This window comes from Bacillus sp. FSL P2-0069 (assembly GCF_038593315.1).
Lineage (GTDB): Bacteria > Bacillota > Bacilli > Bacillales > Bacillaceae > Bacillus > Bacillus safensis.
In genome coordinates this window covers 2260465-2277196 of sequence record NZ_CP151984.1, presented here as the reverse complement: position 1 = coordinate 2277196, position 16732 = coordinate 2260465, and the positions used below count along the sequence as shown (strand labels likewise).

The window sequence follows — 16732 nt, the reverse complement described above, 5'->3', positions numbered from 1 at the left end:
AGACGCCGCAGCGATAAACTGCGGCTCTTTACCTGTAAAGAAGGTGTCATCTAATGAAAGCAGCATACATTCACATTCCATTTTGTGAGCATATTTGCCACTATTGTGATTTCAATAAATTTTTCATCAAAACGCAGCCAGTCGACGAATACTTAGCGGCTCTTGAGAAAGAGATGCAGCACACGATCGAGCAAAAAGGCGAACAGGAACTAAAGACAATTTTTATTGGCGGGGGAACCCCGACATCACTGACTGTCAGTCAGCTAGACAAGCTCATGAACAGCATTCACAGCGTATTAAAGCCGACAAAAAAACTGATTGAATTTGCAGTAGAAGCAAACCCAGATGAATTATCGCTTGAGAAACTGCATGTGCTTAAAGCAGCCGGCGTGAATCGGCTGAGCTTTGGCGTTCAAACCTTTGAAGACGATTTGCTCAAGAAAATTGGACGAGTTCATCAAAAGAAGGATGTCCTTACATCCTTTGAGCGAGCTAGAGCGGTTGGATTTGACAATATTAGCCTCGATCTTATGTTTGGCTTGCCGCATCAAGAAAAGCATCATGTGATGAATTCACTTGAGACGGCTTTCTCGCTGGGGGCAGAGCATTATTCGGTTTACTCACTCATCGTCGAGCCGAAAACCGTTTTTTATAACTTAATGCAAAAAGGAAAACTTCATTTACCGCCGCAAGAACGTGAGGCTGAAATGTATGAGCTTGTGATGGATGAAATGGAGCGCCATGGATTAAAGCAGTACGAAATTAGCAATTACGCCAAACCTGGCTTTGAAAGCCAGCATAACCTGACCTATTGGAGCAATGAAGATTACTTCGGTTTTGGTGCAGGCGCACACGGGTATGTAGATGGCATCCGAAATGTGAACGCAGGGCCGGTGAAACATTATTTGGAGCTGATTGACCAAACAGGGTTCCCGTATAAGGAAACACATCAGGTCACAAAAGCAGAGCAAATAGAAGAAGAAATGTTTTTAGGTCTTCGAAAAATCGAAGGGGTGAAAAGCGCTGATTTCCAAGCAAAATATGGTGCTGCACCAGAAGCACTTTTTTCCACTGTTCTTGAAGATTTAGAAGAAAAAGGCCTCATTGTAAAAGATGACAAGGGGATACGTTTAACAAGAAAAGGAAAATTGTTAGGCAATGAAGTATTTCAAGCGTTTCTCGGTGAGTTATAATTGACATTTTAATTTGAGTTTGGTAATTTTGTTTATACAATTAGCACTCGTTGAAAGAGAGTGCTAACAGGGGTGATGATGATGTTAACAAATCGTCAGCTTTTGATTCTGCAAGTCATCATTAATGACTTTATTCGTTCGGCGCAGCCAGTTGGATCAAGGACTCTTTCTAAAAAAGAAGACATTACATTCAGCTCTGCGACGATTAGAAACGAAATGGCTGATTTGGAGGAACTTGGTTTTATTGAAAAGACCCATTCTTCATCAGGAAGAATTCCTTCCGAAAAAGGATATCGTTATTATGTAGATCATTTGCTCTCTCCGCGAAAACTGTCGTCTAAAGAGCTTGTGCTCATCCAGTCGGCCTTTCAGGAGAAAATTTTTGAGCTGGAAAAGACAGTTCAAAAATCGGCGGAAATTTTATCAGATCTCACAAACTATACATCGATTGTGCTTGGTCCAAAGCTAAGTGAAAATCGATTAAAGCAAATTCAGCTTGTCCCTGTTCAGCCAAACAAAGCAGTGGCGATCATGATTACAGACAGCGGACATGTTGAAAACAAAACCATTACCTTCTCTGAGCATCTCGATGTCTCCGATATTGAGAAGCTGATGAATATTTTAAACAGCCGCCTAGCCGGAGTCCCGATGGATCAGCTGAAGGACAGAATGTATAAAGAAGTTGTGATGCTTCTTCGTACGCATTTAAAAGATTATGATCATATTTTAGATGCCCTCGGCAATACATTTACATCGACTCAAAATGAATCAAAACTTTTCTTTGGCGGGAAGATTAATATGTTGAATCAGCCGGAGTTTCATGACATTGACCGCATCCGTTCACTCATGATGCTTATTGAGCAAAAGAATGATGTCATGCAGCTGTTTCATCCAAATCAGCAAGGAATCACCATTAAAATCGGTTCAGAAAACAATTTGGAAGCGATGGAGAACTGCAGCTTAATCACAGCTACTTATTCGATTGATCAAAAATCACTCGGCTCCATTGCCGTCATTGGTCCAACCCGTATGGATTATGGCAGGGTTGTCAGTCTCTTGCATCATGTATCAAAAGACTTGTCAAACGCACTTTCCAATTTGTATGATGAGTAGGGTGATAAAAGATAGGGGCACAGCCCCTTCGTATTTTTGAATCTTTTGAGGGAGGTGAACACAATGTCAGAAGAAAAACAGACACCTGAGCAAGAAGCAGAGGTTGAAGCACAAGAAGAAGCAGTTCAAGCAGATACTGAGGAAGTAACAAATGATGAACAGTCTGCCTTCCAAGAAAAAATCGATGAATTGCAGCAGCTTCTAGATGAAAAAGAAAACAAAATTCTGCGTGTTCAAGCAGATTTTGAAAACTATAAACGCCGTGCTCGAACTGAAGTGGAGACCGTGCAAAAATATCGTTCTCAACATGTTGTCAGTGATCTTCTCCCAGCTCTTGATAACTTTGAAAGAGCGCTTGGAATTGATCCAGACAATGAGCAGACGAAAAGTTTGTTAGAAGGAATGCAAATGGTTTACCGCCAGCTGGTAGAAGCGTTGAAAAATGAAGGCGTTGAACCAATTGAAGCTGTCGGCAAAGAGTTCGATCCAAACCTTCATCAAGCCGTCATGCAAGTTGAAGATGAAAACTACGATTCAAATATCGTTGTAGAAGAATTGCAAAAGGGCTATAAACTCAAAGACCGAGTTATTCGTCCATCAATGGTAAAAGTAAATCAATAACTACATAATGGGAGGTCATCGAATATGAGTAAAATCATTGGGATTGACTTAGGAACAACAAACTCATGTGTTGCAGTACTTGAAGGCGGCGAGCCAAAAGTCATTGCTAACGCTGAAGGAGCACGTACAACACCATCTGTTGTCGCTTTTAAAAACGGAGAGCGCCAAGTGGGTGAAGTAGCAAAACGTCAATCAATTACAAACCCGAACACGATCATGTCTGTTAAAAGACATATGGGTACTGATTATAAAGTAGAAGTTGAAGGTAAGAACTATACACCGCAGGAAATCTCTGCAATTATTCTTCAGCACCTTAAATCTTACGCTGAAGGCTATCTTGGCGAAGAAGTAACAAAAGCTGTTATCACAGTTCCTGCTTACTTCAACGATGCAGAACGTCAAGCAACGAAAGATGCTGGTAAAATTGCTGGTCTTGAAGTAGAACGTATCATCAACGAACCAACAGCAGCTGCACTTGCGTATGGTTTAGATAAAACAGAAGAAGATCAAACGATTCTTGTATACGACCTTGGCGGCGGTACATTTGACGTATCGATCCTTGAGCTTGGAGACGGCGTCTTTGAAGTGCGCTCAACTGCTGGGGACAACCGTCTAGGTGGAGACGATTTTGACCAAGTTATCATTGATCACCTAGTGGCTGAATTCAAAAAAGAAAATGGCATTGACCTTTCTAAAGATAAAATGGCGCTTCAGCGTTTAAAAGATGCTGCTGAAAAAGCGAAAAAAGATCTTTCTGGTGTATCTTCTACACAAATCTCACTGCCATTTATCACAGCTGGAGAAGCAGGACCTCTTCACCTTGAATTAACGTTAACACGTGCTAAATTCGAAGAGCTTTCTGCAGATCTTGTAGAGCGTACAATGACACCTGTACGTCAAGCACTGAAAGATGCTGGTTTATCTGCTAGCGAGATTGATAAAGTCATCCTTGTTGGTGGATCAACTCGTATTCCTGCAGTACAAGAAGCAATCAAAAAAGAAACAGGCAAAGAGCCTCATAAAGGTGTAAACCCTGATGAAGTAGTTGCACTTGGTGCAGCGATCCAAGGTGGAGTGATCACAGGGGATGTCAAAGACGTTGTTCTTCTTGACGTAACACCACTTTCTTTAGGAATTGAAACAATGGGCGGCGTATTCACGAAGCTGATTGAACGCAATACAACAATTCCAACAAGTAAATCTCAAGTATTCTCAACAGCTGCTGACAACCAAACAGCTGTAGATATCCATGTCCTGCAAGGTGAGCGCCCAATGGCTGCAGATAACAAAACATTAGGCCGCTTCCAATTGACTGATATCCCGCCGGCACCACGCGGCGTACCGCAAATCGAAGTATCTTTTGATATCGATAAAAACGGTATTGTCAACGTACGTGCGAAAGATATGGGTACAGGCAAAGAGCAAAACATCACAATCAAATCTTCTTCAGGTCTTTCTGATGATGAGATCGAAAAAATGGTCAAAGAAGCAGAAGAAAATGCTGAAGCAGATGCGAAGAAAAAAGAAGAAATCGAAGTGCGCAACGAAGCAGATCAATTAGTGTTCACAACTGAAAAAACATTAAAAGATCTAGAAGGCAAAATCGATGAAGAGCAAGTGAAAAAAGCAAATGACGCGAAAGATGCGCTAAAAGCTGCGATCGAAAAAGGCGAGTTTGAAGACATCAAAGCGAAAAAAGATGAGCTGCAAACAATCGTTCAAGAATTAACGACAAAGCTCTATGAAGAAGCTGCAAAACAAGCACAAGCTCAGCAAGAAGGCGCTGAAGGTGCTCAAAAAGCAGATGACAATGTAGTGGATGCAGAATACGAAGAAGTAAACGACGATCAAGAGAAAAAATAATCACCTTTACTTTTGAAAAGGACTGCTGAAACGTACTCGTCAGAAAGTCAAAGTCAGGATCTCTTGGCTTTGACTTTTTTTCTTTTCAACGATGAAAGGAATTGAAAAAGGTTAAATCAAAATGATACAATCGTATTTATGTGAGAAAATCGGGAGTGTGAAGAGATGAGTAAGCGTGATTACTATGAAGTGCTTGGCGTAAGTAAGAGCGCCTCAAAGGACGAAATCAAAAAGGCATACCGCAAGCTTTCAAAAAAGTATCACCCTGATATTAATAAAGAAGCTGGCTCAGATGAGAAATTCAAAGAAGTAAAAGAAGCCTATGAAACCCTTTCTGATGATCAAAAACGTTCGCATTATGACCAGTTCGGTCATACCGATCCAAACCAAGGCTTTGGCGGCGGCGGTTTTGGCGGAGGAGGAGACTTTGGCGGCTTCGGCGGCTTTGATGACATCTTCTCTAGTATTTTTGGCGGCGGAGCCAGAAGAAGAGATCCAAATGCACCGCGCCAAGGAGCGGACCTGCAATATACAATGACGCTTTCGTTTGAAGAAGCGGCATTTGGAAAAGAAGCAACCATTGAAATCCCTCGTGAAGAATCTTGCGAGACATGTCATGGATCAGGTGCAAAGCCTGGTACGCAGGCAAAAACCTGTTCACATTGCGGCGGTTCTGGTCAATTAAATGTTGAGCAATCCACTCCGTTTGGTAAAGTGGTCAACCGCAGAGTATGTAACTACTGCAGCGGAACAGGGAAACAAATTGATCATAAATGTTCAACATGCGGCGGCTCTGGCAAAGTGCGTAAGCGTAAGAAAATTAACGTGACGATCCCTGCAGGTGTTGATGATGGCCAGCAGCTCAGAGTGTCTGGGCAAGGTGAACCAGGCGTAAATGGAGGACCTCCAGGCGATCTATTCGTTGTATTCCATGTGCGTGCGCATGAATTCTTCGAACGTGATGGAGATGACATTTACTGCGAGATGCCGCTTACCTTTGCGCAGGCTGCATTAGGTGACGAAATTGAAGTGCCGACATTACACGGAAAAGTAAAATTAAAAGTTCCTGCTGGCACTCAAACTGGCACGAAGTTTAGACTCAAAGGAAAAGGTGTGAAAAATGTACGCGGCTACGGCCAAGGCGATCAGCATATCGTTGTACGTGTCGTCACACCGACAAATTTAACAGACAATCAAAAAGATATCATTAGAAAATTTGCTGAAGTGAGCGGAAATAAACCAGACGAACAAGAAATGAGCTTTTTCGATAAGGTAAAACGCGCATTTAAAGGCGAGTAAGACGGATAAGGAGTTGGTAGTATTGAAGTGGTCAGAAATTAGCGTCCATACAACAAATGAAGCGGTGGAACCGATCACCAATATTTTGCATGAAGCAGGTGCAAGTGGTGTCGTGATTGAGGACCCGCTTGATTTAGTCAAGGAACGTGAAAATGTATACGGTGAGATCTACCAGCTCGATCCGAATGACTATCCAGATGAAGGTGTCATTGTGAAAGCCTATCTTCCAATGAACAGCTTTTTGATGGAAACGGTAGATGAGATCAAAGAAGCCATCAACAACCTTCTTCTATACGATATTGACCTTGGGCGCAATACACTGTCAATTTGTGAAGTAAATGAAGAAGAATGGGCCACCGCATGGAAGAAATACTATCATCCTGTGAAAATCTCTGAAAAATTCACCATCGTTCCAACGTGGGAAGAATATACACCAGTTCATTCTGATGAACTGATTATTGAAATGGACCCTGGAATGGCATTTGGAACAGGTACGCATCCAACAACCGTCCTTTGCATTCAGGCGCTTGAGCGCTACGTGAAGGAAAACGATACGGTGATTGATGTTGGAACAGGCTCTGGAATTTTAAGTGTGGCAGCAGCAATGCTTGGTGCAAAGGACATTCAAGCCTTTGATCTCGACACCGTTGCGGTAGAAAGTGCGAAGCAAAACATCGAACTAAATGGTGTAAGTGACCAAGTGACGGTCAAACAAAACAATTTGCTTGATGGAATTTCAGGTGAGCGTGATGTGATTGTCGCCAACATTCTGGCAGAAGTGATTTTGCGCTTTACAGATCAAGCCTATGACCTATTGAAGAAAGATGGCTATTTCATTACATCAGGCATCATTGGACAAAAGAAATTACAGGTCAAAACAGCATTAGAAGAAGCAGGTTTTGACATTGTTGAAGTGCTGTCAATGGAAGATTGGGTCAGCATTATAGCGAAAAAATAAAGCGAGTAGGTGTCAGGACACGTATGCAACGATATTTTATCGACCTCACGAAAGAAGAAGTGACGTTAAAGGGAGCCATCGTTATAAAAGGTGAAGATGTACATCATCTTTCCAATGTCATGCGGATGAAAGCAGGGCAGGAAATCCTTTGTTTAACGACAGACGGCTTTGAAGCGCTCAGTAAAATTGATACAATAACAAAGGAAGAAGTGATTTGTCACCTTGAAAGCTGGACAAATCAGGACAGAGAACTTCCGATTAGGGTGACGATTGCAAGCGGTCTTCCAAAAGGAGATAAGCTTGAGCTCATTATCCAAAAAGGCACAGAGCTTGGCGCAAGTGCTTTTATCCCGTTTCAAGCGGCTCGTTCTATTACAAAGCTTGACCAAAAAAAGTCCCATAAAAAACGAGAGCGCTGGGAGAAAATCGCGAAAGAAGCAGCCGAGCAGTCCTACCGGAATATCATTCCCCGTGTTTATTCAGTATCAACGTTTAAAGAGCTGACGCAATTAGCTGGTGAATTCGATAAATGTGTCGTTGCATACGAAGAATCATCGAAAGAAGGAGAGCAAAGCCGTTTTCAAACTGTGCTTCAACAGATGAAAGGCGGACAAACCTTGCTAGTGGTTTTTGGCCCTGAAGGCGGTTTGGCAGAAAAGGAGATTGAAGAGCTTGAAACGCTTGGTGCAGTCATTTGCGGGCTTGGACCACGCATTTTAAGAACAGAAACTGCTCCTTTATATGCGCTTTCTGCTATATCTTATCAAACAGAGTTATTAAGAGGTGAATCATGATGGGAACAGTAGCGTTCCATACACTTGGCTGTAAGGTCAACCACTATGAAACAGAGGCGATCTGGCAGCTGTTTAAAGAAGCTGGCTATGAAAGAAAAGAGTATGAATCAAAAGCAGACGTATATGTCATTAATACATGTACGGTCACGAATACAGGCGATAAGAAAAGCCGCCAAGTCATTAGAAGAGCCATTCGCCATAACCCGGATGGTGTCATTTGTGTAACAGGCTGCTATGCGCAAACATCACCAGCAGAAATCATGGCGATTCCTGGTGTTGATATTGTGGTTGGAACACAGGACCGACATAAATTACTAGGCTATATTGAAGAATACCGCAGAGAAAGACAGCCGATCAACGGGGTTGGCAATATCATGAAAGCACGTGTATTTGAAGAACTTGATGTTCCTGCCTTTACAGACAGAACGCGCGCTTCATTAAAAATCCAAGAAGGCTGTAACAATTTCTGTACCTTCTGCATTATTCCTTGGGCGCGCGGCCTTCTTCGTTCTCGTGATCCAGAAGAGGTCATCAATCAAGCGCAGCAGCTTGTTGATGCGGGCTATAAAGAAATTGTGCTTACAGGTATTCACACAGGCGGATATGGAGAAGACTTAAAGGATTATAACTTTGCAAAGCTTCTAAAAGAACTAGATAAACGTGTTATTGGTTTAAAACGAATCCGTATTTCATCTATTGAAGCAAGTCAAATTACAGATGAAGTGATTGAAGTGCTTGATCAGTCAGATAAAATTGTCAGACACTTACACATCCCGCTTCAATCTGGCTCAAATACTGTGCTAAAAAGAATGCGCCGTAAATATACGATGGAATTCTTTGCAGAGCGTTTAACAAAGCTGAAAAAAGCATTGCCAGGACTTGCTGTCACCTCTGACGTGATCGTTGGATTCCCTGGGGAAACAGAAGAAGAGTTCTTGGAAACGTACAATTTTGTCAAAGATCATCAATTCTCTGAGCTGCACGTCTTCCCTTACAGCAAACGTACAGGTACCCCGGCTGCAAGAATGGAAGATCAAGTGGATGAGAATGTGAAAAACGAACGTGTCCACCGTTTGATCGCTCTTTCTGACCAGCTTGCGAAAGAGTACGCATCAGCCTACGAAGGTGATGTGCTAGAGATTATTCCGGAAGAATCCTTCAAAGAACAAGAAGGAAACCACAATCTTTATGTTGGTTATACCGATAACTACATGAAGGTTGTTTTTGAAGGGACAGAGGACATGATCGGCCGTCTGGTCAAAGTGAAAATTACGAAAGCGGGCTATCCTTATAACGAAGGACAATTCGTTCGCATCAGCGATGATGTGCAGCCAGACAAAGTGAGAATGACCTCATAATAGATAAAAAAACCGGCAGCCAAAAGGGCAAGCCGGTTTCTTTTATTTTGACTGATTCGGCATGAGACACAAGATCAATGCGTGAAAAGGGCGAATGAACGGAAAGAAGAGGAGAGAGCTTGCCACATTAAACAGCAGGCTGAAATGCGCAATCTGCTGGGCAGGAGAGCTTGCGAGAAGGGCGACAACCTCTGTGATCAGGGCGAGAAACGGCAGGCATAAAAGAACCCCAAGCACATTAAACACGACGTGTGCATAAGCCGTTTGACGTGCTGCGTAGCCGCCGGATATCGCAGCCATCACAGCCGTAATACATGTCCCAATATTGGACCCCAACACAAAGCTGATGCCTTCCTGAAGTGCCACAGTTCCTTCATTCATAAATCCCATTAAAATACCGATGCAGACTGAGCTCGAATGAACAATTGCTGTGAAAATGGTACCCGAAAGCAGCGCTGTCCAGTCTGAATGCTGCATCATTTCAAGAAAACGCAATGTCTCAGGCTGGCTTGTCATCATCCCTGCAATTTTTGAAAAGCCTTGTATGCAAAAAAAGATCATCCCGAGCCCAAATAAACTTTTTCCTGCATGTCTAAAAGATGTCCTGCCAAAAAGGATAAATACAAGACCGGCTATGATCAAAACCCACATGAATACGTCCATTTTAATGGCGATAAATTCTGTCGTAAACGTTGAGCCGATATTGGTTCCAAGAATCATTGGGATCGATTTTTTAAAAGAGAGAATGCCAGTACTGACAAAGCCAATGACGATGACCATAAAAGCAGAACTGCTTTGTAGAACCCCTGTAAACACAATGCTGACCAAGAATGCTTTGACCGGGTGATCTGTAAAGAGAAGAAGTGATTTCTCAATACGAGACGACGCAAGCGCCATTAATCCTTTTCTCAGCAAACCCATTGACCATAAAAAAATGAAAATAAGTGCACAAAAATAAATGATCGCCATCATAGAAAAGTCCTCCTCTTACCAATGAATATATGGACTTGTCTACCTGCTCATGACGAAAATATATTTCCAAATCACTTAGTTGACCTCACACTGGGCTTATATTATAATGTCTAGGTACATGTTTTGCATGTATATCTTTTTTTAATGCAGTCGATTGGTGTATTCGGAGGGAGGGAAAGAGAATGTCAAAAACGGTCGTTAGAAAAAACGAATCGCTTGAAGATGCTCTTCGTCGCTTTAAACGCAGTGTATCCAAAACTGGAACATTGCAAGAAGCAAGAAAGCGTGAATTTTATGAAAAGCCTAGCGTAAAGCGTAAGAAAAAGTCTGAAGCTGCTAGAAAACGTAAATTCTAAAGAGGGTGGATTTTATGAGTCTTCTTGAGCAATTAAATTCTGATATGAAGCTTATGATGAAAAACCGTGAGAAAGACAAGCTTGTTGTCATTCGTATGGTAAAGGCTTCGCTGCAAAATGAAGCAATTAAGCTTAAGAAAGACAGTTTGACCGGCGATGAGGAACTAACCGTCCTTTCCCGCGAGATTAAGCAACGTAAAGACTCCCTCCGTGAATTTTCGAAAGCTAATCGCTTAGATTTAGTAGATAAAGTTCAAAAAGAGATTGACATATTAGACGTTTATTTACCAGAACAGCTTTCTGAAGAAGAACTGCAAACGATCGTGAAAGAAACGGTCGCTGAAACAGGTGCTTCCTCGAAGGCTGACATGGGTAAAGTCATGAGCGCTATTATGCCAAAAGTAAAAGGTAAAGCTGATGGAGCTGTCATTAACAGACTTGTCAGCGAGCAGCTGTCTCAATAAAAAAGTATCCTTCTATTGTTAGAAGGGTACTTTTTTTATGTCCTCGTGATTCTGTCATATAAAAATGAAACCTATGATACATTTGTAACGTATGTAAAGGAACGGTAAAATGGAAGAAAGAGAGGAGGGATCACCAAATAGATGAAAAAAATAAAAATTTCTATTGCTCTCTTCAGTTGTTTTATAATATGCTTGTTATTAGGGGTTCAATTGACCGCGAAATCAGCAGATCAGAAAGTTCATGTTATCCCAATTGAAGATACAGTAGAAAAAGGACTTTCTAAATTCATTGAACGATCGTTTGAGCAGGCAAAGTCGGAACGGGCGAAGCATATTATTCTCGACATCAATACACCGGGTGGTGCAGTTGATGCAGCGCTTAAAATCGCAGATACGATTCGTGCTTCCGATATCCCAGTGACAGCGTTTGTCAATCATAGAGCGCTTTCAGCGGGGGCATTCCTTGCATTAAATGCCGATCAAATTTATATGACCCCGAATGGAAAAATGGGGGCTGCTGCGATCATTGATGGAGAAGGCAATGCTGCCGATCAAAAATCTGAATCTCTATGGCTTGCTGAAATGAGTGATGCTGCCGAAAAGCAGGGGCGTGATCCAAAGTATGCTCTTGCCATGGCAGATGTAGATATAGACGCAAAAGAAGCCGGTGCACCAAAAGGAGAATTGCTCACCTTCAATACAGACCGTGCGCTTCAATTCGGGTATGCAGAAGGGGAAGCAAAAAATATGGATGACTTGCTTCAGAAGCTGAAATTACAAGACGCTTCTGTTCAATACGATGAAGTGAGCTTTGCTGAAAAGGTTGCGCGTTTTCTTACGCACCCAATTGTCATTCCAATCCTTTTATCCATTGCAAGCTTAGGGTTAGTTGTTGAGCTCTATTCTCCTGGCTTTGGGGTCCCGGGCACCATGGGAGTGACAGCGCTTCTTCTATTCTTTTATGGTCATCTCGTGGCAGGTTTTGCAGGATATGAGACGTTGTTCCTGTTTTTAGCAGGGATTGCACTCATCATTCTGGAATTGTTTTTGCCAGGGGGAATCGTAGGTGTCATTGGACTGATCTGTGTCGTTGTCAGCTTATTTTTAGCAGCTGGAAGCTTTACAGAAATGGCGATTTCCATCTTGATTGCCACTGCTGTTTCAACCATAGCAGTTATTTTATTGACAAAGGTGTTGGGGAAACGTATGAAATTCTTTAAAAAGTTCATTTTAACCGATTCAACCAATAAGGAAAGCGGTTATGTCTCAAATGAAACAAGAGAGGATCTTGTTGGACAAATCGCAGTGACAGCCACTGCACTTCGTCCATCTGGTACGATCGTACTTGGAGATGAGCGCATTGATGTTGTGTCAGAAGGTGCATTTATCGATAAAGATGAACAAGTAAAAATTGTGAAAGCGGAAGGCTCACGCATTGTCGTGAGGAAAGTATAGATATACTGATTTTAGAGGAGGAATAAAATGGATCCATCTACTTTACTATTATTTGTGATTATCGCAGCAGGTTTGATTGTTCTATCGATCTTTTTCACTTTTGTACCGGTGATGCTGTGGATTTCTGCCCTAGCGGCTGGCGTAAAAGTGAGCATTTTTACACTTGTAGGAATGAGACTGCGCCGAGTGATTCCAAACCGAGTGGTCAACCCGCTCATCAAAGCACATAAAGCAGGTCTTGATGTGACGATTAACCAGCTGGAGAGCCACTATCTTGCAGGTGGTAACGTGGACCGAGTTGTGAACGCATTAATTGCAGCTCAACGCGCGAATATCGAATTGAACTTTGCCCGCTGTGCAGCCATCGACCTAGCAGGCCGTGATGTACTTGAAGCAGTTCAAATGAGTGTAAACCCTAAAGTCATTGAAACACCATTTATTTCTGGTGTTGCGATGGACGGGATTGAAGTCAAAGCAAAAGCACGTATTACAGTTCGTGCAAACATCGACCGACTTGTCGGTGGTGCAGGGGAAGAAACAATTATTGCCCGTGTAGGTGAAGGGATTGTCTCTACAATCGGTTCATCAGATAATCATAAAAAGGTTCTTGAGAACCCTGATATGATTTCTCAAACGGTTCTTGGTAAAGGATTAGATTCAGGTACTGCATTTGAAATTCTCTCGATTGATATCGCAGATGTTGATATCGGTAAGAACATCGGGGCAATTCTGCAAACAGACCAAGCAGAAGCAGACAAAAACATTGCACAGGCGAAAGCAGAAGAACGCCGCGCAATGGCTGTTGCACAAGAACAAGAGATGCGTGCGAAAGTTGAAGAAATGCGCGCGAAAGTCGTAGAAGCAGAGGCTGAAGTACCACTTGCAATGGCTGAAGCATTACGTGAAGGCAATATTGGTGTCATGGACTACATGAACATTAAGAATATCGATGCTGATACGGATATGAGAGATTCATTTGGCAAAATGACAAAAGGTCCATCTGATAATGAAAACAAATAAGCATCCTCTCACGCTTTAAGGAGGGAGCCCATTGGACATTCTATTTGAAAATCCGCTACTAATTGCGATTATCATCGGTATCATCTCTGCCGTCTTTGGGAAGATCGGCAAACAAGAGGAGAACGAAGAGCAGAATCAGCAAAAGAAGCCCGCTCCTCAGCGTAAGCAGGTGCCCCAAAAGCAAACAAAGCAAACAAGTCCAGATCCAGTCGTGACCGATCAGCTGGACGATTTCGGCGATGTACATGATCATGGCGGGATGAAGAAAAAAACTTCTCCGTCCTTACAAGATCGCTATACGGCTACACTTGCCGAAATGGAAGAAAGAAAAAACGAGCTGAACAAAGAGTTCCAATCGCTTGAAAGAGAGCTGACAAGGCCAAAGGCTGCATCTACTGAAATGAGGCCAAAATTCATTGAGAAGCTGAACCAAGATACAATTGTTCAAGGAATGATCCTTGGAGAAGTATTTGGAGAGCCGCGCGCGAAAAAGCCGCACAGAACGATGAAACGGCCATATAAAAGATAAAGAAGAAAGCCCCCTTTATGAAAAAGGGGGCTTTTTTTGCCTGATGACATTTTTTCTTAAAGAAAATGCTGAAACAGCTATTTTACGGGATTCATTAGCATGATATGAACCCCTGAGGAATAGGATGATATAGAGGCTTTCTCATCAGTCTCACCATCTTTCAGTTTGATCTCATACACATGAGGTGGGAAGGGGTTCTTATTGAATGGGAAAAAGAAAAAATCGACTTAAAGCATGGCTGACAAGAACACTTGAAATCCCTCCAGACGTGATGATGGATCTTCCCCGTATTACGATGGTTGGCAGACTCCACATTTACATAGAGAACCATAAAGGGCTTTTGCTTTTCAGTGATCAAGAGGTAAGGCTGATGCTCAAACAGGGACAATGCATTATTTCAGGGAAAGATTTTGTGATTAAAACGATTTTGCCAGAAGAGATTTTATTGGAAGGGAAAATCGATGAGGTCCGTTATATTGATTCTTAACTGACGGAGGGGAGAAGCGTGAAGAATAAATGGTTCGCCTATTTTATTGGCAGAGTGGAAGTGGAGATCAAAGGAAATGGCATTGAGCGGCTTATCAATGAGTGCACGAGGCAGGGGATCACAATGTTTCAAGTGAGCCGCCGTCAAGACAGCGTGCGCTTATTTATTCGCTTATCAGATGTACATGCCTTCAGAAAGGTACGCAGACATCATGACGTGACATGTTCATTTCATCAAAAAAAGGGCTTTCCATTTCTACTCCTATGGTCAAGGAAGAATATCGGATTTACCCTTGGGATTGTATGCTTTCTAGTGACGATATTGGCGCTTTCAAACATGGTATGGAAAATCGATATTAAAGGAGCCAATCCAGAAACTGAACATCAAATGAGAAAGCATTTAGACGACATTGGGGTGCAAAAAGGACGTTTTCAGTTTCTAATGGGAACACCTGAAAAAATTCAAAAATCCCTGACAACCAATATTCAAAGCATCACATGGGTCGGCGTAGAACTAAACGGAACAACCTTTCAAATGAAAGTTGTGGAAAAAAATGAACCTGAAAAAGAAAAATACACGAGTCCTCAGCATATCGTCGCCAAGAAAAAGGCTGTCATCACGAGAATGTATGTAGAAAAAGGGGAGCCGCTTGCCGCGGTTGATGAACATGTAAAGAAAGGACAGATGCTTGTCTCTGGACTCATTGGCAGCGAAGATCAGCAAAAAACGGTAGGAGCCAAAGCGAAAATCTATGGTGAAACGTGGTATCGTTCAGAAGTTTCTGTCCCTCTTCGAACATCTTTTGACGTTTTTACGGGTAAAATGAAGACAAAGCACAAGCTCTCCGCATTTGGAGGCTCACTGCCATTTTGGGGCTTTTCTTTTAAAAAGGATGATTTTAAGCAGCCAAAAACAGAAACAGAAGTTCATCCGCTTCATTTCTTAAACATGCAGCTCCCATTCTCTTATGAAAAGGAAATTACACGCGAAAGTGAGAAAATAAATCGCGAATACACAAATAAAGAAGCGGTTCAAGCAGGGATTAAAATGGGTAAAAAAGAATTAGAAGAGAAGCTAGGTCAAACAGGAGAGGTGAAAAGTGAAAAAGTTTTGCACGAGACAACAGGGAATGGTAAAGTTAAGTTAATCATCCTTTACCAAGTAATAGAAGATATTGTTCAACCAACACCTATTGTTCAGGGAGACTAGAGAATGACAGAACATTTACTTGAGATTCAACAAAAATTGGATAGCCCAAACGAAGCGATTGCTTTATTTGGCAATCAAGATGCTTATCTGAAACTAATGGAAAACGAGCTGAACGTCTCCATTATTACGCGTGGAGAAAAAGTGTATGTTTCTGGTGAGGAAGCATCGAGAGATACAGTAAGCCGTTTGATCACATCTCTTTTACATCTCATCCGTAAAGGAATTGAGATATCTGAACGGGATGTCGTCTATGCCATTAAAATGGCGCAAAAAAACAAGCTGAATTATTTTGAAAATATGTATGAAGATGAAATTACGAAAAATGCCAAAGGAAAGTCGATCAGGGTGAAAACAATCGGCCAGCGTGAATATGCTGCGGCGATGAAAAAAGATGACCTGGTCTTTGGAATTGGACCCGCTGGTACAGGGAAGACGTATTTGGCAGTCGTCCATGCGGTCCATTCGCTGAAAAATGGACATGTGAAACGGATAATCCTGACAAGACCAGCTGTTGAAGCAGGAGAGAGTCTTGGCTTTTTACCAGGCGATCTAAAGGAAAAAGTAGATCCTTATTTAAGACCACTATATGATGCCCTGCATGATGTGCTTGGCAGTGATCATACGGAACGACTAATCGAGCGCGGCGTGATTGAAATAGCGCCCCTTGCCTATATGAGAGGCCGGACGCTTGATGATGCATTTGTGATATTAGATGAAGCGCAGAATACAACACCTGCCCAAATGAAAATGTTTTTGACGAGACTTGGGTTTGGCTCTAAAATGGTCATTACAGGAGATATTACACAGATTGATCTGCCAAAGGGCATGCAGTCAGGTCTTGCAGCTGCAAAGGACATGCTTGCAGAGATCAGGGGCATCTCATTTATTGAATTAGACCAGACAGATGTGGTCAGACACCCGCTTGTGGCGAAGATCATTGGCGCATACGAAAAGCAAAAATGAACTGAGTGACCCGATCGTCTTCATCGGGTCATTTTGTTTCGATCGTGGTTTAAAGTAAAAAAGGAGGTACTTTCCTTG

General features: G+C 42.2%; 17 protein-coding genes. 16 read left to right on the top strand and 1 reads right to left on the bottom strand.

The features are described 5' to 3' along the window. Nucleotides 1–53: 53 nt before the first annotated feature. The 8 genes from hemW to mtaB all read left to right on the top strand — a co-directional run bounded on the left by hemW (nt 54) and on the right by mtaB (nt 9199). Nucleotides 54–1193: a radical SAM family heme chaperone HemW gene (gene hemW / locus NSQ34_RS11615; protein ID WP_098676954.1), complete on the top strand. Its 1140-nt coding sequence runs from the start codon at nt 54–56 to the stop codon at nt 1191–1193. 81 nt (nt 1194–1274) lie between these two features. After that, nucleotides 1275–2306, top strand: coding sequence for a heat-inducible transcriptional repressor HrcA (hrcA, locus tag NSQ34_RS11610; protein WP_003217350.1), 1032 nt, complete (start codon nt 1275–1277; stop codon nt 2304–2306). 63 nt (nt 2307–2369) lie between these two features. Then, nucleotides 2370–2927: a nucleotide exchange factor GrpE gene (gene grpE / locus NSQ34_RS11605; RefSeq protein WP_024423035.1), complete on the top strand. Its 558-nt coding sequence runs from the start codon at nt 2370–2372 to the stop codon at nt 2925–2927. Between the two features lie 24 nt (nt 2928–2951). Further along, the gene (gene dnaK / locus NSQ34_RS11600) at nt 2952–4790 is read left to right on the top strand and encodes a molecular chaperone DnaK (RefSeq protein WP_024423034.1); all 1839 of its coding nucleotides are present in this window, start codon (nt 2952–2954) and stop codon (nt 4788–4790) included. Nucleotides 4791–4955: 165 nt separating this feature from the next. Next, nucleotides 4956–6089, top strand: a complete 1134-nt coding sequence (gene dnaJ, locus NSQ34_RS11595) for a molecular chaperone DnaJ (RefSeq protein WP_024427952.1) — start codon at nt 4956–4958, stop codon at nt 6087–6089. A gap of 22 nt (nt 6090–6111) precedes the next feature. Next, nucleotides 6112–7047 carry a 50S ribosomal protein L11 methyltransferase gene (gene prmA / locus NSQ34_RS11590; RefSeq protein ID WP_024423032.1) on the top strand — a complete coding sequence of 312 codons (936 nt, stop codon included), beginning with the start codon at nt 6112–6114 and terminating at the stop codon, nt 7045–7047. 23 nt (nt 7048–7070) lie between these two features. Further along, complete coding sequence (locus NSQ34_RS11585; protein WP_024427953.1) at nt 7071–7841, top strand: 16S rRNA (uracil(1498)-N(3))-methyltransferase; 771 nt, start codon at nt 7071–7073, stop codon at nt 7839–7841. Further along, on the top strand, nt 7841–9199 hold the full coding sequence (gene mtaB / locus NSQ34_RS11580) for a tRNA (N(6)-L-threonylcarbamoyladenosine(37)-C(2))-methylthiotransferase MtaB (RefSeq protein ID WP_073206350.1): 1359 nt from the start codon (nt 7841–7843) through the stop codon (nt 9197–9199). Before NSQ34_RS11585 ends, mtaB begins: the two co-directional genes overlap by 1 nt. A 42-nt stretch (nt 9200–9241) precedes the next feature. Here the strand turns inward: mtaB and NSQ34_RS11575 are convergent, their stop codons facing one another. Continuing rightward, nucleotides 9242–10171, bottom strand: a complete 930-nt coding sequence (locus tag NSQ34_RS11575; protein ID WP_076840451.1) for a Na/Pi symporter — start codon at nt 10169–10171, stop codon at nt 9242–9244. A gap of 182 nt (nt 10172–10353) precedes the next feature. Here NSQ34_RS11575 and rpsU point away from each other — a divergent pair, with 182 nt between their 5' ends. From rpsU to NSQ34_RS11535, 8 genes are all read left to right on the top strand, one after another. Beyond that, nucleotides 10354–10527, top strand: coding sequence for a 30S ribosomal protein S21 (gene rpsU, locus NSQ34_RS11570; RefSeq protein WP_003152957.1), 174 nt, complete (start codon nt 10354–10356; stop codon nt 10525–10527). A gap of 14 nt (nt 10528–10541) precedes the next feature. Further along, nucleotides 10542–10991 carry a GatB/YqeY domain-containing protein gene (locus tag NSQ34_RS11565; RefSeq protein ID WP_034280115.1) on the top strand — a complete coding sequence of 150 codons (450 nt, stop codon included), beginning with the start codon at nt 10542–10544 and terminating at the stop codon, nt 10989–10991. Between the two features lie 141 nt (nt 10992–11132). Further along, nucleotides 11133–12446 (top strand): nodulation protein NfeD, encoded by a 1314-nt coding sequence (locus NSQ34_RS11560; RefSeq protein ID WP_070326492.1) that lies wholly within the window; start codon nt 11133–11135, stop codon nt 12444–12446. A gap of 27 nt (nt 12447–12473) precedes the next feature. Then, a complete protein-coding gene (floA, locus tag NSQ34_RS11555; protein WP_024423026.1) occupies nt 12474–13466 on the top strand; it encodes a flotillin-like protein FloA in 993 nt (330 codons plus the stop codon). Nucleotides 13467–13497: 31 nt separating this feature from the next. After that, a complete protein-coding gene (locus tag NSQ34_RS11550) occupies nt 13498–13995 on the top strand; it encodes a hypothetical protein (protein WP_098676953.1) in 498 nt (165 codons plus the stop codon). Between the two features lie 205 nt (nt 13996–14200). Then, nucleotides 14201–14482, top strand: a complete 282-nt coding sequence (gene yqfC / locus NSQ34_RS11545; protein ID WP_012010618.1) for a sporulation protein YqfC — start codon at nt 14201–14203, stop codon at nt 14480–14482. 18 nt (nt 14483–14500) lie between these two features. Continuing rightward, the gene (yqfD, locus tag NSQ34_RS11540) at nt 14501–15691 is read left to right on the top strand and encodes a sporulation protein YqfD (RefSeq protein ID WP_041118008.1); all 1191 of its coding nucleotides are present in this window, start codon (nt 14501–14503) and stop codon (nt 15689–15691) included. Nucleotides 15692–15694: 3 nt separating this feature from the next. Further along, nucleotides 15695–16654, top strand: a complete 960-nt coding sequence (locus tag NSQ34_RS11535) for a PhoH family protein (protein ID WP_034280122.1) — start codon at nt 15695–15697, stop codon at nt 16652–16654. The last annotated feature ends 78 nt before the right edge of the window (nt 16655–16732 follow it).

What these genes read in the sequence shown, in the direction of transcription:
- dnaK (WP_024423034.1), top strand. Translation starts at nt 2,952, where the DNA reads ATGAGTAAAATCATTGGGATTGACTTAGGAACAACAAACTCATGTGTT.
- floA (WP_024423026.1), top strand. Translation starts at nt 12,474, where the DNA reads ATGGATCCATCTACTTTACTATTATTTGTGATTATCGCAGCAGGTTTG.
- NSQ34_RS11560 (WP_070326492.1), top strand. Translation starts at nt 11,133, where the DNA reads ATGAAAAAAATAAAAATTTCTATTGCTCTCTTCAGTTGTTTTATAATA.
- rpsU (WP_003152957.1), top strand. Translation starts at nt 10,354, where the DNA reads ATGTCAAAAACGGTCGTTAGAAAAAACGAATCGCTTGAAGATGCTCTT.
- NSQ34_RS11565 (WP_034280115.1), top strand. Translation starts at nt 10,542, where the DNA reads ATGAGTCTTCTTGAGCAATTAAATTCTGATATGAAGCTTATGATGAAA.
- NSQ34_RS11575 (WP_076840451.1), bottom strand. Translation starts at nt 10,171, where the DNA reads ATGATGGCGATCATTTATTTTTGTGCACTTATTTTCATTTTTTTATGG.
- NSQ34_RS11535 (WP_034280122.1), top strand. Translation starts at nt 15,695, where the DNA reads ATGACAGAACATTTACTTGAGATTCAACAAAAATTGGATAGCCCAAAC.
- grpE (WP_024423035.1), top strand. Translation starts at nt 2,370, where the DNA reads ATGTCAGAAGAAAAACAGACACCTGAGCAAGAAGCAGAGGTTGAAGCA.
- dnaJ (WP_024427952.1), top strand. Translation starts at nt 4,956, where the DNA reads ATGAGTAAGCGTGATTACTATGAAGTGCTTGGCGTAAGTAAGAGCGCC.
- NSQ34_RS11585 (WP_024427953.1), top strand. Translation starts at nt 7,071, where the DNA reads ATGCAACGATATTTTATCGACCTCACGAAAGAAGAAGTGACGTTAAAG.
- hemW (WP_098676954.1), top strand. Translation starts at nt 54, where the DNA reads ATGAAAGCAGCATACATTCACATTCCATTTTGTGAGCATATTTGCCAC.
- yqfC (WP_012010618.1), top strand. Translation starts at nt 14,201, where the DNA reads ATGGGAAAAAGAAAAAATCGACTTAAAGCATGGCTGACAAGAACACTT.
- mtaB (WP_073206350.1), top strand. Translation starts at nt 7,841, where the DNA reads ATGGGAACAGTAGCGTTCCATACACTTGGCTGTAAGGTCAACCACTAT.
- hrcA (WP_003217350.1), top strand. Translation starts at nt 1,275, where the DNA reads ATGTTAACAAATCGTCAGCTTTTGATTCTGCAAGTCATCATTAATGAC.